Below are 13,498 nucleotides of genomic sequence, written 5' to 3' on the forward strand. Positions count from 1 at the left end.
GCAGAGTCAGGGGCGGTGGGGCGGATGGCGTTTTATCATAGGTGCTACTGATGTTTAAAAAAGTAAACACTGCCCTGCTGGGGCTGGCTTTGTCGATGGGGATCACGTCCGTTCACGCGGAAGAGGCAAAGAAAGTCGATGTGCTGCTGATCGGCGGCGGCATCATGAGTGCGACCCTGGGTGTTTGGCTCAATGAGCTGCAGCCGGACTGGTCGATGGAGATGGTCGAGCGTCTTGATGGCGTGGCCGAAGAAAGCTCCAACGGCTGGAACAACGCCGGTACCGGTCACTCGGCCCTGGCCGAGCTGAACTACACCCCGGAAAACAAGGACGGCACCGTTGAGATCCCGAAAGCGGTCGAGATCAACGAAGCGTTCCAGATTTCCCGTCAGTTCTGGTCCTGGCAGGTCCAGCAGGGCGTGCTGAAGAACCCGCGTTCGTTCATCAACTCCACACCGCACATGAGCTTTGTGTGGGGCGATGACAACATCAAGTTCCTGAAAAAGCGCTACGAAGCCCTGCAAGCCAGCCCGCTGTTCGCCGGCATGCAGTACTCCGAAGACCCGGCGCAGATCGCCAAATGGGTTCCATTGATGATGGAAGGCCGTGATCCGAAGCAGAAGATCGCCGCCACCTGGACCCCGATCGGCACCGACGTGAACTTCGGCGAGATCACCCGCCAGTTCGTCGCTCACCTGCAAACCACGCCGAAGTTTGATCTCAAACTGTCGAGCGAAGTGCAGGACATCACCAAGAACGCCGACGGTTCGTGGCGTGTGAGCTACAAAAACCTGAAAGACGGCACCAAGACCGAAACCGACGCCAAGTTCGTGTTCATCGGCGCCGGCGGCGGTGCACTGCACCTGCTGCAAAAGTCGGGCATTCCTGAAGCCAAGGAATACGCAGGCTTCCCGGTTGGCGGTTCGTTCCTGGTGACCGATAACCCGGCCATCGCCGAGCAGCACATGGCCAAGGCCTACGGTAAGGCTTCGGTTGGCGCGCCACCGATGTCGGTTCCGCACCTGGACACCCGCGTGCTGGATGGCAAGCGTGTGATTCTGTTTGGCCCATTCGCAACCTTCTCGACCAAGTTCCTCAAAGAAGGCTCGTACCTGGACCTGCTGACCAGCACCACCACCCACAACATCTGGCCTATGACCAAAGTCGGTATTCGTGAATACCCACTGGTCGAGTACCTCGCCGGCCAACTGATGCTGTCCGATGACGACCGCTTCAAGGCGCTGCAAGAGTACTTCCCGAACGCCAAGCAGTCCGACTGGCGCCTGTGGCAAGCCGGTCAGCGCGTGCAGATCATCAAGCGTGACGAAGAGCAGGGCGGCGTACTGAAACTCGGCACCGAAGTGGTCAGCTCCGCCGACAACACCATCGCCGGCCTGTTGGGTGCATCGCCAGGCGCGTCCACCGCGGCTCCGATCATGCTGACCGTGCTGCAAAAAGTGTTCAAGGACAAGGTCGCGACCCCTGAGTGGCAGGCCAAACTGCACCAGATCGTGCCGAGCTACGGCACCAAGCTGAACGACAGCCCTGAGGCTGTTGCGAAGGAGTGGGCCTACACCGCCGGTATCCTGCAATTGACGCCTCCGCCTGCGATCCCGCAGCTGACCGCGCCAAAGGCCACCGAGGCTGCCAAGCCTGCGGCTGAGCCGAGCAAGCCGACGTCTGACCTGGCGCTGTAAGCCAAGCCTGATGTTAAAAAGCCCGCTGAACCGGTAACGGTCAGCGGGCTTTTTTGTGGGCGTGGGTTCAGGTGCGGGAGCGTTCGGCTGGCGGCAGTTCAACTGTGCGCTCGGCGGCGGCCAATGCGGCCTTTAAACCGGCTTTATCCAGCGCCACGCAGTACGCAGGCTTGGCCCGCTCAAAGCGCCAGCTTTCATCCAGCGTTCCCGCGTCCACCGCGTCGAAACCCAGCTCGTCGAGCAGCGTGATCACGTGCGCCTTTGCCGTCGCATCATCGGCGGCCACCGGCAGGGCGCGACGGTCAGGCGCGCCGTGGGGGCGTGCATCGCGGTTGATGTCTGAGTCAAAGATCGCATTAAACACTTTGACGACCTTTGAGTCGGCAAAATGCTCGGCCAACAGGCGGCTGGTGGTGGTTTCAAAACGGTCCAGCACCGGGATATGCCCATCGCGGTCAGGGTAGTAATTGTTGGCGTCCAGCACCGTTTTGCCTGCCAGCCACTGCGCGGGCACGCTGCGGTAGTGTTCAAGCGGGATCGCCACCAGCACCACGTCGCCAAACTGGGCGGCATCCTGCGCGCTGCCCACTTGCACACCGGGTATGCCGCTGCGCACGCTGCTCATGGTCTGCGGGCCACGGGAGTTGCTCAGCATCACCGCGTGCCCGGCAGCCAGGGCCAGTTGGGCCACGGCGCGCCCGATAAAACCTGCTCCAATCACGCCAATCTTCATGGCCTTGCTCCTGCGAAGTGGGGGAGTGGCTATGATGATTGGCAACCATTGGGTGATAAATGGGTGGTTTGGAGTCAGTGTAGTTACTGGGAGTAGTTAATTGTGGACCGTCTAACCAGCATGAGTGCGTTTGTAACGGCTGCCGAGCTGGGCTCTTATGCCCGCGCCGCCGAGCGCTTGAACCTGTCGCCGCAGATGGTGGCCAAGCATGTCACCGCGCTGGAGCAACACCTGGGCGCCCGCTTGCTCAACCGCACCACGCGCCGGCAAAGCCTGACGGAGCTGGGTAGCGCGTACTACGAGCGCTGCAAACATATTCTCACGGAAGCCGAGGCGGCCGATTCGCTGGCGCAGATCATGAATGACACCCCGCGCGGCAAGTTGAAGGTCACCGCCCCGGTCACGTTCGGCTCCTACAGCCTGATGCCGCTGATTACCGGGTTTTTGCGTGACAACCCGGATGTGGAAATCGACTTGCACCTGACCGACCGTTTTGTCGACCTGGTGGAGGAGGGTTATGAAGCGGCTTTTCGCATCGGCCCGCTTGCAACGACGGGCCTTACGGCTCGGCCGCTGGCACCTTATCGCCTGGTGGCCTGCGCCGCGCCTGCCTACCTGACCGCACGGGGCGTGCCTTTGGTGCCGGCAGACCTTGAGCATCACGAATGCCTGGGTTATGCGTTCTGGTCACGCCCGGCAGAGCGTGAATGGGTCTTTTACCAAGGCACCACTGTGCACAAGGTGCAGGTTGCCAGCCGTTTGCAGGTCAACGAAAGCCGGGCGTTGATGACGGCGGCACTGGATGGTTTCGGCATCGTGCTTGGCCCTGAAGACTTCTTGCGCACGGCACTGGCCAAGGGCGAGTTGGTGCGGGTGCTGCCAGGCTTCGAGGCGCCGAGCCGCTCAATGCACCTGGTCTACACGGCGAACCGCCAGCGCACGGCCAAGTTGCGGCGCTTTGTCGAGGCGGTGCTGGGGCGTTTCGGACCCGCTTGAGCGCTCAAATACCGGCCCTGTGGCGCGAATACCTCAGGTTCAGCAACCTGACAGACACCACCTGTTAAAAATAACCCAGAGCCAAGCAGGAGCGAGGCTGCAGCAAGGGGGCATTTTTTACCGGTGTATTCGTTGGGCGCTGGCGCCCGAGGGGTGTGTATGTTGCTACGTTATGCGGCATTGGCGGCGTTTGTCGTCGCGGCGTCCGGGTGTGTACAAGAGCGCGTGGTGCACGAGCGCGGGCCGGTGCAACGAGAGTATGTCGAGGTGGTGGCGCCGCAGCCGCCGCCGGTGCAGGTGATCGAAGTCGAGCCAGCGGCTCGCTACGGTTATGTGTGGTCACGCGGCTACTGGCGTTGGGAAGGTGGGCGCTATGTGGCGGTGCACGGCCATTGGGAGCAGGTGCGCGAAGGTTATCGTTATGTGCATCCGCACTGGGTGCAGCGTAATGACGGTTATCACTGGCAGGGCGGTGGCTGGGTTCGCTGAACCTGGCACCTGACAAAACGGCTAGCTCGGCTTTTGGGTGCCTAACAGCTTGACCTCGCGCAGCAGCGCGGCACCGAGTTGATCGCTGCCCAACTCCTGATAGCCAACTATCTGGGTGTCGCCGTGTTCTTCGGCCTGGATGATGATCACCGGTGTTTCCTTGCCGGTGGCTTCATCCACATGCAGGGCGTACTGCGGCACATCCACCTTGATCGGTGAACCCGCGGGCTTGCCTTGCACATTCAGCGTAAACGCCGCGCAGCCGCTGTCGATATCCACGCTGGTCGCGGAGCGGCCGCTGACGAAGCAGGTTTTGGGCAGGTCGGGCCAGGTGATGGTCTCGGCCAGGGCGAGGGTGGGCGCCAGGGCCATGGCAACAAGAAGCAGCATGCGCACGTGGGGAGTTCTCTTGATCAAGGGCAGTGGCGTTTTTTACCAAAGCCCGGCATGCGTCGCAATGCGGCGGCTCAAGCCAGGCGCTTCATTCCCGTGGCTTTTGCCGCATCAAGGTCGAAGGTGGCGGTGTATTCACAGCCGGCTGCATGGGCGCAGCGTTCGATCAGGTAGTCGGCGAAGTCGGCTTTGCCGCCTGTGAATCGTCGCAGTGCCTGCCAGATAATCTCGGCGTGCTCGACGGTCAGTTCACGGGTGCGCAGCAGGGTTTCCAGCACGGTCACCACGTCGCTTTTGGCCGATTGATAGCAGCTTTGCAGCACCCAGACCAATTCCACCACCGACACCAGGCTGACAAAGCCCGGTGACACGCTGGTGAGCGACTCGATCAGCGCCGAGGCCTTGGGCGATTGCACGGGGTCATCCTGGGTGACATAGCGCACCAGCACATTGGTATCGAGCCCGATCATCCGGCGTTTGCTCCTTGCGCGGCGATGGCGCGGTTCATGTCTTCGATCGACACGGCCTGTGCGGGCTTGCGGATCAGCCCCTTGAGGTCCTGCACGGTTTTGCTCGCGGCGATAATGGAAAACTTGCCGTCTTCCGTTTCGACAAATTCAACCCGATCGCCTGTTTCCAGGCCAAGCGCGGTGCGCACTTGCACGGGGATAGTGATTTGCCCTTTCGAGGTGAGTGTGGCGGTGGCCATAGTGAAAATCTCCATCGTGATATTCCTTACGTTAAGGTAAGGATTGATGAAGGACAAGATCCGTTGGTCCATAGGGTGCTCTGCTGGTGTGAGTGAGTGGGAACAGGTAAAACCCTAGCTCGAACTCTGCGCGCTCACACGCCCGCCTGCGACCCAAAGAGATACAAGCTATGACCGAACGTCAGCTCATCATTCCTGCCGCCATGCAACCCATTGTCGAGCGCGCCGGCTACGTGCCTGCGGTAAAAGTTGGCAACACTCTTTACTGCGCAGGCCAGGTCGGCCGTACACCGCAGCTGGCCGTGATCGAAGACCCCGAGGCGCAATTTATCGCGGCCTGGGAAAACCTGAGGGAAGTATTGGAAGAGGGCGGTTGCAGCTTCGATGACGTGGTGGACATGACCACTTATCACGTGAACATGCGCCAGCACATGGCGGTTTTTCGGGAGGTGAAAAACCGCCTGTTCCCACGCGGGCATTGCGCCTGGACCACGATCGGGGTGTCCGAACTGGCACACCCCGGCCTATTGGTGGAAATCAAATGCGTGGCGGTGCAGCGCTAGTTACTGCACCACGCGATAGCACGGCACATAGGCTGCGCCGCCCGGCAACTTCATGCGGTGCTGGGCGACAAATGCCTGCAACAGCTCGTCCAAGGGTTTCATGATCGCCGAGTCACCGTGAATCTCATACGGGCCATGCTGCTCGATCAGGCGAATACCCTTGTCCTTGACGTTACCGGCCACAATCCCCGAGAACGCGCGGCGCAGGTTGGCCGCCAGTTCATGGGGCGGCAGCGCGTGGCTCAGTTGCAGGCTGGCCATGTTTTCGTGGGTGGGGTCGAACGGGCGCTGGAAGCCTTCGTCGATCTTCAGCAGCCAGTTGAAGTGGAACGCGTCGTTGCGCTCGCGGCGGAACTGCTTCACGGCCTTGAGCCCGATGGTCATCTGGCGGGCCACTTCGGCCGGGTCGTCGATGATGATCTGGTAGTGCGCCTGCGCCGCTTCGCCGAGGGTGGCGCCGACGAACGCGTGCAGTTGTTGCAGGTACGGCGCGGCCTGTTTCGGCCCGGTGAGGATGACCGGGAACGGTACATCGCGGTTATCCGGGTGCATCAGGATGCCCAGCAGGTACAGGAACTCTTCGGCCGTGCCGGCGCCGCCCGGGAAGATGATGATGCCGTGGCCCACGCGCACAAAGGCTTCCAGGCGTTTTTCGATGTCCGGCAGAATCACCAGCTCGTTAACGATGGGGTTCGGTGCTTCGGCCGCGATGATGCCCGGCTCGGTCAGGCCCAGGTAACGGCCGTTGGTAATGCGTTGCTTGGCGTGGGAAATGGTCGCGCCTTTCATCGGGCCTTTCATCACGCCGGGGCCGCAGCCGGTGCACACGTCAAGGCTGCGCAGGCCCAGTTCGTGGCCGACTTTCTTGGTGTATTTGTATTCTTCGGTATTGATCGAGTGCCCGCCCCAGCACACCACGATTTTCGGTTCGACACCCGGGCGCAATGTACGGGCGTTGCGCAGCAGGTGGAACACGTAGTCGGTGATGCCCTGGGAGTTGCTCAGGTCGATGCGCTGGCTGTCCAGCTCGTTCTCGGTGTAGACGATATCGCGCAGGGCGCTGAAGAGCATTTCGCGGGTGCTGGCGATCATCTCGCCGTCGACGAAGGCATCGGCGGGGGCGTTCAACAGTTCCAGGCGCACGCCACGGTCTTGCTGGTGGATACGCACTTCAAAGTCTTTATAGGCGTCGAGGATGGTCTTGGCGTTGTCGATATGCGCGCCGGTGTTGAGGATGGCCAGGGCGCACTGGCGGAACAACGTGTAGATGCTGCCGGTACCGGCTTCACTCAGTTGCTGGACTTCACGTTGGGACAGGGTTTCGAGGCTGCCCTTGGGGCTGACGGAGGCATTGATGACTTGACGTTGGGGCATTCTGATTCCTTGAAAGCACAGCCATCGCAGCCGCCAGGGGCGGCGATGGCTGGAGAATGGTGAGCGCCGAACTCGGTCGCACTAGACAGTTAGTTTGGCCGCCAGAAGGGCAGGGCGCAAACGCCGTCAACACCATCATGCCGCAGAACTTACTGAATCAGCTTCCAGTTTTTGTAGAAAACCCGACGCAGGGTAAACACCAACCCGGCAAAACCCGAAATCACGGCGTTGAGCACTGAGGGCAGCAAGGTCGGCCGCACGATGTCAATGAACAGGCAGTAACGCTTTGCGTCGTTTTTGTTGAAGGAGGCATGCATCAGCGTGTCATCGAAGATGAACAGCGGGTCATCGTGCCAGTAGTGCTTGTGCTTGCCCACCTGGATGTAAACACCGTCGTGATGCGGCGCCGGCGCCATGTTGTAGAGCACGCGGAACATCATGCGCAGCGGGCCGAAGTGGAAGGACGTGGAGCGGTTTTCGTTGAACACCGAGACGCCGATGGTCTTCACAAACGGCAGTTTCTTGCGCAGTTGCGGGATGTCCAGGGTGGTTTCGATCGGGCGACCGTACCATTGGAAGAACAACATGCCGCGCTTTTTCTCGGCCATGCGCTCGTCCAGGTAGCTGATGATTTCGTCCTTGTTGGCCATGGCGTCGTCGATGACTTGTTGCAGGTCTTCGCGCCAGGCGGGCGGCAGGTCGCGCATGGTGTAGACGTGGCGGTTGCGCAGGCTCAACAGGTCGAACAGGGTATTGAACGGCGCCAATATCCAGGTGTTGCGGCCGTTACCAACGAAGTATTTCTTGATGGTGTCGCGGTCGTACAGGCCGTTGCGCAGGAAATCATAAATGCCGCAGAACAGCACCAGCAGCAGAAACACCAGGCTGGTACGTGGGAAGCAATAGATGAACAGCAGAACGCCGAGTACCCAGGCGACTGAGACCAATTTTTTTTGCACAGCACTTTTACTCATGAAGCGAGGCTCCGGACCTGAAACAAAGCGAAACAATCCCGCCATGATAGTGGGTTATCACGGTGCCGGGCGTTTTAAATATTGCGAATTTGTGAACGTTGAACACAGTTTTTAACCAGGCGGTGCTGTGCGCCAGCTGTTTTGCCGATTGGATTTTGTAAACAGAAGATTTGCGTCTATCGTGACGCTTCGGTTTTTCGCGCGTCATAGACCGGTACGATTGAAGTTGAATGGCCACCACTGGCCGTCGACCCCTTGGAAGAGGCAGAAATTTTATGATCATCAAACCGCGGGTTCGTGGCTTTATCTGTGTGACCGCTCACCCTGTTGGCTGTGAAGCGAACGTCAAAGAGCAGATCGACTACGTAACCCAGCATGGCGCCATCGAAGGCGGCCCCAAAAAGGTGCTGGTCCTCGGCGCTTCCACCGGTTATGGCCTGGCCGCGCGCATCAGTGCTGCGTTTGGCTGCGGCGCCGACACCCTGGGCGTGTTTTTTGAGAAAGAAGGCGAAGAAGGCAAGCTGAGCTCCGCCGGCTGGTACAACAGCGCGGCGTTCGAGAAGTTTGCCGTGGAAAAAGGCCTGTACGCCAAGAGCATCAACGGCGACGCGTTCTCTGACGAGATCAAGCGCCTGACCATCGAAACCATCAAGAAAGACCTGGGCAAAATCGACCTGGTGGTTTACAGCCTGGCCGCGCCGCGCCGTACCGACCCGCAAGGCGTGGTGCACAACTCCACCCTCAAGCCGATCGGCAAGGCCGTGACCCTGCGCGGTATCAACACCGACAAAGGCGTTGTGGTCGACACCACCCTTGAGCCTGCAACCCAGGAAGAAATCGACGGCACCGTGAAAGTCATGGGCGGCGAAGACTGGCAGCTGTGGATCGACGCCCTGCGTGACGCCGACGTGTTGGCCGAAGGCGCCAAGACCACTGCGTTCACCTACCTCGGCGAGAAGCTGACCCAGGATATTTACTGGAACGGCTCCATCGGCGAAGCCAAGAAAGACCTCGACAAAAAAGTCCTGACCCTGCGCGACAACCTCGCCGCGCTGAAGGGCGACGCCCGTGTGTCGGTGCTCAAGGCCGTGGTTACCCAGGCAAGCTCCGCGATCCCGATCATGCCGCTGTACCTGTCGCTGCTGTTTAAAGTGATGAAAGAGCAGGGCACCCACGAAGGTTGCATCGAGCAGGTTTACGGCCTGTTCAAAGACAGCCTGTACGGCAGCGAGCCGAAGCTGGACGCCGACGGCCGCCTGCGCGCCGACCTGGCTGAGCTGGAACCGAAGGTTCAGGATGCCGTAGCTGCACTGTGGAATCAGGTGACCGATGACAACGTCAACGAGATCAGCGATTTCGCTGGCTACAAGGCGGAGTTCCTGCGTTTGTTCGGTTTTGAAATCGACGGCGTGGACTATGAAGCTGATGTGAATCCGACTGTGAAGATCAAGGGCCTGATCCAAGCCTAAACACGGTCAGAAAATGTGGATGCCTGGCTTATGTGGGAGCTGGCTTGCCTGCGATACAGTCACCTCGGTATATCAGTTACACCGAGGCGATGCTATCGCAGGCAAGCCAGCTCCCACACAAGCCAGCTCCCACATTTGCCTTGGGTTAATTCAGAACCCTCCTACATTCCCTCGCGCTCCCACCCTTCCTCACAATCTGCCAGACTCCTTGCGCTATCAAGCCACGCTAACGGAGGATCTGATGACGATTCGTGCAGTAGTTTTTGATTTTGGCGGTGTCCTGTTCGATTGGAACCCGCAGCACCTTTACCGCAAGCTGATTGCCGACGACGCCGAACGGCAACACTTTCTCGACACCATCTGCACCCAAGCCTGGAACACCGAGCAAGACGCCGGCCGCAGCCTGGCCGAAGGCACCCGCCACCTTATCGAGCAATACCCGCAGCACGAACTCCTGATCCAGGCCTATTACGACCGTTGGCACGAAATGCTGCGTGGCGCGTTGCCCGATGGCGTGGCCATTCTTGAGGCGCTGCATAAGGCCGATATGCCGCTGTTCGGGCTCACCAATTGGTCGGCTGAAACCTTCCCTTACGCACGGGCCAACTACCCGTTTCTGCAGCACTTGCGCGATATCGTCGTGTCTGGCGAGTTGAAGTTGATCAAGCCGGACCCCGCGATCTATCACGCGAGCCTTGATCAGGTTCGCGCTCACTTGCCGGATATACAGGCCAGAGAAGTGGTGTTTATCGACGACGTTGCCGGCAATATCGAGGCCGCTGAAGCCCTCGGCTGGCAGGGCATTCACCATGTGTCGGCCGAGCGCACTGCGGCGCGTTTGCGCGCGTTGGGCGTGAGCTTTTAGCGCGCCCACTTTTCCATGGCGAAATCCACAAAAGCGCGCAGCTTGGGCAGGCGGTAGCGGTCCTGTCGGTAGAGCAGGTGCATGGGGCGGCTGGGCAGTTGATAGGTGGTCAGCAACGCCACCAGCTTGCCGCTCTCCAGGTCCGGCTGCACCAGGGCATCGGCCAGCATGATGATGCCCATGCCGTTCACGGCTGCCTGGCGCAAGCCTTGGGAGCTGTTGATGGTCAATGCTCCGGCCACCGGCACCTCCACTTCGCCTGCATCGCCGGTCATGCGCCACAGTTTGCTGGTGTCGCGCCAGTTATCGTTCGCCGGGTAGGCAAATGCCAGGCAGTCGTGCTGGCGCAAGTCGTCGGGCGTCTGCGGAATGCCACGTCGCGCCAGGTACGCCGGTGACGCGCAGAGCGTCAGGGTGTAGGCCTGCATCGGCCTGGCGATCAGGCTTGAGGTTTCCAGCTCGCCCAGGCGGATGGCAACGTCGAAGCCGCTGTCGACCAGATCCATGCGCTCATTGCTGAGTTCGACATACAGATTGATCTGCGGGTAGCGCTGGGCAAATTCGCTCAAGGCCGGTGTGAGGCGTTCGGTGCCGAACACGGGTGGCGCGGTGATGCGCAGGCTGCCTTTGGGCGTTTCGCTGTGGATCTGCTCTGCCAATAGTTCAGAGTCGGCCACCAGCCCCAGCACCTCCAGGCAACGCTGGTAATACTGCCCGCCAAATTCGGTGAGGCTCTGTTTGCGCGTGGTGCGCTTCAGCAAGCTGACCCCCAGCCGTTGCTCCAGCGCGCGCAAGTGGTTACCGACCATGGTGGTCGACAGCCCGCATTCCTGCGCGGCGGCGGTCATGCTGCCGGCTTCGACCACTTTCACGTACACCGACATCGACTGGAACAGATCCATTATCAAGCCCTGATTTAAAGTCATTGCAGGAATGCGCAGTTTATCCAGCTCAGGTGGCTAACGATACTGGCAGCATCACAACGATGCACTGGAGCCTGCCACCATGACCGCCGCCTGCCTGATGACCACCTATCAACCCATGGCCCTAAGCTTTACCCGTGGCCTGGGCACGCGCCTGTGGGACCAGCAGGGCCGTGAATACCTCGACGCCGTGGCCGGTGTGGCGGTAACCAATGTCGGGCACTCCCACCCCAAATTGGTCACGGCGATCAGCGAGCAGGCGGGCCTGTTGCTGCACACCTCCAATCTCTACAGCATCGACTGGCAGCAGCGCCTGGCCGAGCGCCTGACGCAGTTATCCGGCCTGGACCGTGCGTTCTTCAATAACTCCGGCGCCGAAGCCAACGAGACCGCGCTGAAACTGGCGCGGCTGCATGGCTGGAAAAAAGGCATTGAAGATCCTTTGGTGGTGGTGATGGAGAACGCGTTTCACGGGCGTACGCTGGGCACCATGGCCGCCAGTGACGGGCCTTCGGTGCGCCTGGGGTTCCAGCGCCTGCCGGGGGACTTTCTCAAGGTGCGCTTTGGCGACTTGGCCGCATTGGCGGCCATTACCGAGCAATTCGGCACGCGCATCGCGGCGGTCTTGCTCGAGCCGATCCAGGGTGAAAGCGGCGTGCTGCCCGCGCCGCCCGGTTACCTGAAGGCGCTGCGCGATCACTGCACGCGCCACGGCTGGTTGATGATGCTCGATGAAATCCAGACCGGTATCGGCCGCACTGGCGCCTGGTTTGCGTTCCAGCACGAAGGCATCGTGCCCGACGTGATAACCCTGGCCAAAGGCCTCGGCAACGGCGTGCCCATCGGTGCCTGCCTGGCCCGGGACGCCGTGGCCCAGTTGTTCACGCCAGGCAGCCACGGCAGCACGTTTGGCGGTAACCCGCTGGCCTGCCGCGTGGGTTGCACGGTGTTGGACATCATTGAAGAACAAGGCTTGCTGCACAACGCCGCGCTACAGGGCGAGCGCCTGCTGGCGCGGTTGCGGGTGGAGTTGAGCGAGCACCCGCAGGTGCTGGCGATTCGCGGCCAAGGCTTGATGGTCGGCATCGAGTTGGCCAGGCCTTATCGTGACCTGGCCCAGCGTGCGGCCCAGGAGCATGGGCTGCTGATCAATGTGACCCGGGGCAAGATCATCCGCCTGTTGCCGCCGCTGACACTGGATGCCAAGGAGGTTGAGATGATTGTGCGGGCCATCACCCGTCTCCTGGATTGAAACCGGATCAAACTGTGGGAGCTGGCTTGCCTGCGATAGCGGTGTGTCAGCCACTGTAGTTGGCACAGACAGTCCGCTATCGCAGGCAAGCCAGCTCCCACATTGGATCGGCGTGATATTCAGAGATCCGGGCCATTGAGCCATTCCTGGTTCATGGTTTCGGTATCGCCCAGGTACTCCAATAACCAACTCATCGCCGGCGATACCTTATCCTGCGCCCACGCCACACACGACGGGCTGGCCGGAAACGGTCGGCTCAGTTGCAGCGCCACCAGGTCGCCACGCTCGACCCACGGCAATACCTGATGAGCCGGCGCCATGCCCACGCACAGCCCATCGCGCAGGCAATCGAGTGCCGAGGCCCAGTTGGGCACGACCAAACGGCGCTGGTTATCCAGGGTCCAGGTGTCACGCTTGGGCAGGTTGCGCGAGGTGTCGGTCATGCACAGCGAGGCGAACGGGCGCAGTTGGTCGTCACTGAGCAAGCCGCTGACGCTTGCCAGCGGGTGCTGGGCGCTGACCACACACAGCCAGTTGAGCAGGCCCATGTCCCGAAATGTGAAGCGGCTGGCCACCGGCACCGCGCTGGTGGCGCCGATCACAATGTCGGTGCGCTCATCGGCCAGGGCGTCCCACACGCCGTTGTACACCTCGTATTCGAGCAGCAATTCCACCTCAGGGAATTGCCGATAAAAATCCAGCACCAGTTGCCGGCAGCGCTGGGGTTTGACGATGGAGTCCACCGCGACCTTCAACTGGCCGCTCCAGCCATTGGCCACCTGCTGGCACAAACGCCGGGTGCCGAGCATTTTTTTCATCACCCCGCGCGCTTCGTCTATAAATAGACGGCCGGCGGGGGTCAGCTCCACATCGCGATGGCGGCGCACAAACAGCGGCACCGCCAACCATTCCTCCAACTGGCGCACCGTATAACTGATGGCTGACGGCACGCGGTGCAATTCCTGGGCAGCGGCGCTGAAGCTGCCATGGCGTGCCACGGCATCGACTACATCCAGGGAGTATTCGGACCACATAGCGGTTGCCTTCAAAATATTTGATTC

15 protein-coding genes are annotated in these 13,498 nt (G+C 60.7%); 7 read left to right on the forward strand and 8 right to left on the reverse strand.

The features are described 5' to 3' along the window. Positions 1-50: 50 nt before the first annotated feature. Positions 51-1,697, forward strand: coding sequence for a malate dehydrogenase (quinone) (gene mqo, locus HBO23_RS17060; protein ID WP_017137456.1), 1,647 nt, complete (start codon positions 51-53; stop codon positions 1,695-1,697). Between the two features lie 67 nt (positions 1,698-1,764). On the opposite strand, the gene HBO23_RS17065 is transcribed toward mqo, so the two are convergent. After that, positions 1,765-2,463: an NAD(P)-binding domain-containing protein gene (locus HBO23_RS17065; RefSeq protein ID WP_264082989.1), complete on the reverse strand. Its 699-nt coding sequence runs from the start codon at positions 2,461-2,463 to the stop codon at positions 1,765-1,767. A gap of 87 nt (positions 2,464-2,550) precedes the next feature. Between HBO23_RS17065 and HBO23_RS17070 the strand changes: the two genes are divergently transcribed. Next, positions 2,551-3,426: a LysR family transcriptional regulator gene (locus tag HBO23_RS17070; RefSeq protein WP_169985859.1), complete on the forward strand. Its 876-nt coding sequence runs from the start codon at positions 2,551-2,553 to the stop codon at positions 3,424-3,426. Positions 3,427-3,585: 159 nt separating this feature from the next. Next, a complete protein-coding gene (locus tag HBO23_RS17075) occupies positions 3,586-3,915 on the forward strand; it encodes a YXWGXW repeat-containing protein (RefSeq protein WP_099549597.1) in 330 nt (109 codons plus the stop codon). 21 nt (positions 3,916-3,936) lie between these two features. Here HBO23_RS17075 and HBO23_RS17080 read toward each other — a convergent pair whose 3' ends face one another. The 3 genes from HBO23_RS17080 to HBO23_RS17090 form a co-directional block, all read right to left on the reverse strand. Further along, the gene (locus HBO23_RS17080; RefSeq protein ID WP_170039025.1) at positions 3,937-4,305 is read right to left on the reverse strand and encodes a hypothetical protein; all 369 of its coding nucleotides are present in this window, start codon (positions 4,303-4,305) and stop codon (positions 3,937-3,939) included. Positions 4,306-4,382: 77 nt separating this feature from the next. Then, positions 4,383-4,778 carry a type II toxin-antitoxin system VapC family toxin gene (locus tag HBO23_RS17085; protein WP_017137461.1) on the reverse strand — a complete coding sequence of 132 codons (396 nt, stop codon included), beginning with the start codon at positions 4,776-4,778 and terminating at the stop codon, positions 4,383-4,385. Beyond that, positions 4,775-5,032: an AbrB/MazE/SpoVT family DNA-binding domain-containing protein gene (locus tag HBO23_RS17090; RefSeq protein WP_017137462.1), complete on the reverse strand. Its 258-nt coding sequence runs from the start codon at positions 5,030-5,032 to the stop codon at positions 4,775-4,777. The genes HBO23_RS17085 and HBO23_RS17090 overlap by 4 nt, the downstream gene beginning before the upstream one ends. Positions 5,033-5,187: 155 nt before the next feature. Between HBO23_RS17090 and HBO23_RS17095 the strand changes: the two genes are divergently transcribed. Beyond that, positions 5,188-5,580, forward strand: a complete 393-nt coding sequence (locus HBO23_RS17095) for a RidA family protein (RefSeq protein ID WP_099549595.1) — start codon at positions 5,188-5,190, stop codon at positions 5,578-5,580. On the opposite strand, the gene ppnN is transcribed toward HBO23_RS17095, so the two are convergent. Together ppnN and HBO23_RS17105 are read right to left on the reverse strand one after the other, a co-directional pair. Next, complete coding sequence (gene ppnN, locus HBO23_RS17100) at positions 5,581-6,954, reverse strand: nucleotide 5'-monophosphate nucleosidase PpnN (protein ID WP_138450195.1); 1,374 nt, start codon at positions 6,952-6,954, stop codon at positions 5,581-5,583. It abuts the gene before it with no gap. Between the two features lie 149 nt (positions 6,955-7,103). Continuing rightward, positions 7,104-7,928, reverse strand: coding sequence for an aspartyl/asparaginyl beta-hydroxylase domain-containing protein (locus HBO23_RS17105; RefSeq protein ID WP_017137465.1), 825 nt, complete (start codon positions 7,926-7,928; stop codon positions 7,104-7,106). Positions 7,929-8,203: 275 nt separating this feature from the next. Between HBO23_RS17105 and fabV the strand changes: the two genes are divergently transcribed. Together fabV and HBO23_RS17115 are read left to right on the forward strand one after the other, a co-directional pair. Then, positions 8,204-9,397 (forward strand): enoyl-ACP reductase FabV, encoded by a 1,194-nt coding sequence (fabV, locus tag HBO23_RS17110; protein WP_017137466.1) that lies wholly within the window; start codon positions 8,204-8,206, stop codon positions 9,395-9,397. Positions 9,398-9,638: 241 nt separating this feature from the next. Next, entirely contained in the window at positions 9,639-10,262 is a 624-nt protein-coding gene (locus tag HBO23_RS17115) for an HAD family phosphatase (RefSeq protein ID WP_170038919.1), read from the forward strand. Here HBO23_RS17115 and HBO23_RS17120 read toward each other — a convergent pair. Beyond that, complete coding sequence (locus tag HBO23_RS17120) at positions 10,259-11,164, reverse strand: LysR family transcriptional regulator (RefSeq protein WP_138450197.1); 906 nt, start codon at positions 11,162-11,164, stop codon at positions 10,259-10,261. The two genes, HBO23_RS17115 and HBO23_RS17120, sit on opposite strands and share 4 nt — an antisense overlap. A gap of 103 nt (positions 11,165-11,267) precedes the next feature. Here HBO23_RS17120 and HBO23_RS17125 point away from each other — a divergent pair, with 103 nt between their 5' ends. Then, complete coding sequence (locus HBO23_RS17125; protein WP_170038921.1) at positions 11,268-12,437, forward strand: aspartate aminotransferase family protein; 1,170 nt, start codon at positions 11,268-11,270, stop codon at positions 12,435-12,437. A 119-nt stretch (positions 12,438-12,556) separates the two neighbouring features. Here HBO23_RS17125 and punR read toward each other — a convergent pair whose 3' ends face one another. Continuing rightward, a complete protein-coding gene (punR, locus tag HBO23_RS17130) occupies positions 12,557-13,471 on the reverse strand; it encodes a DNA-binding transcriptional activator PunR (protein ID WP_017136120.1) in 915 nt (304 codons plus the stop codon). Positions 13,472-13,498: the final 27 nt, after the last annotated feature.

It is taken from the genome of Pseudomonas sp. WS 5532 (genome assembly GCF_012985445.1).
Classification (GTDB): Bacteria; Pseudomonadota; Gammaproteobacteria; order Pseudomonadales; family Pseudomonadaceae; genus Aquipseudomonas; species Aquipseudomonas edaphica.

Excerpts from the sequence above, each read along its gene's own strand:
- mqo (WP_017137456.1), top strand. The coding sequence starts at position 51 with ATGTTTAAAAAAGTAAACACTGCCCTGCTGGGGCTGGCTTTGTCGATG.
- HBO23_RS17070 (WP_169985859.1), top strand. The coding sequence starts at position 2,551 with ATGAGTGCGTTTGTAACGGCTGCCGAGCTGGGCTCTTATGCCCGCGCC.
- HBO23_RS17075 (WP_099549597.1), top strand. The coding sequence starts at position 3,586 with ATGTTGCTACGTTATGCGGCATTGGCGGCGTTTGTCGTCGCGGCGTCC.
- HBO23_RS17080 (WP_170039025.1), bottom strand. The coding sequence starts at position 4,305 with ATGCTGCTTCTTGTTGCCATGGCCCTGGCGCCCACCCTCGCCCTGGCC.
- HBO23_RS17085 (WP_017137461.1), bottom strand. The coding sequence starts at position 4,778 with ATGATCGGGCTCGATACCAATGTGCTGGTGCGCTATGTCACCCAGGAT.
- HBO23_RS17090 (WP_017137462.1), bottom strand. The coding sequence starts at position 5,032 with ATGGAGATTTTCACTATGGCCACCGCCACACTCACCTCGAAAGGGCAA.
- HBO23_RS17095 (WP_099549595.1), top strand. The coding sequence starts at position 5,188 with ATGACCGAACGTCAGCTCATCATTCCTGCCGCCATGCAACCCATTGTC.
- ppnN (WP_138450195.1), bottom strand. The coding sequence starts at position 6,954 with ATGCCCCAACGTCAAGTCATCAATGCCTCCGTCAGCCCCAAGGGCAGC.
- HBO23_RS17105 (WP_017137465.1), bottom strand. The coding sequence starts at position 7,928 with ATGAGTAAAAGTGCTGTGCAAAAAAAATTGGTCTCAGTCGCCTGGGTA.
- fabV (WP_017137466.1), top strand. The coding sequence starts at position 8,204 with ATGATCATCAAACCGCGGGTTCGTGGCTTTATCTGTGTGACCGCTCAC.
- HBO23_RS17115 (WP_170038919.1), top strand. The coding sequence starts at position 9,639 with ATGACGATTCGTGCAGTAGTTTTTGATTTTGGCGGTGTCCTGTTCGAT.
- HBO23_RS17120 (WP_138450197.1), bottom strand. The coding sequence starts at position 11,164 with ATGGATCTGTTCCAGTCGATGTCGGTGTACGTGAAAGTGGTCGAAGCC.
- HBO23_RS17125 (WP_170038921.1), top strand. The coding sequence starts at position 11,268 with ATGACCGCCGCCTGCCTGATGACCACCTATCAACCCATGGCCCTAAGC.
- punR (WP_017136120.1), bottom strand. The coding sequence starts at position 13,471 with ATGTGGTCCGAATACTCCCTGGATGTAGTCGATGCCGTGGCACGCCAT.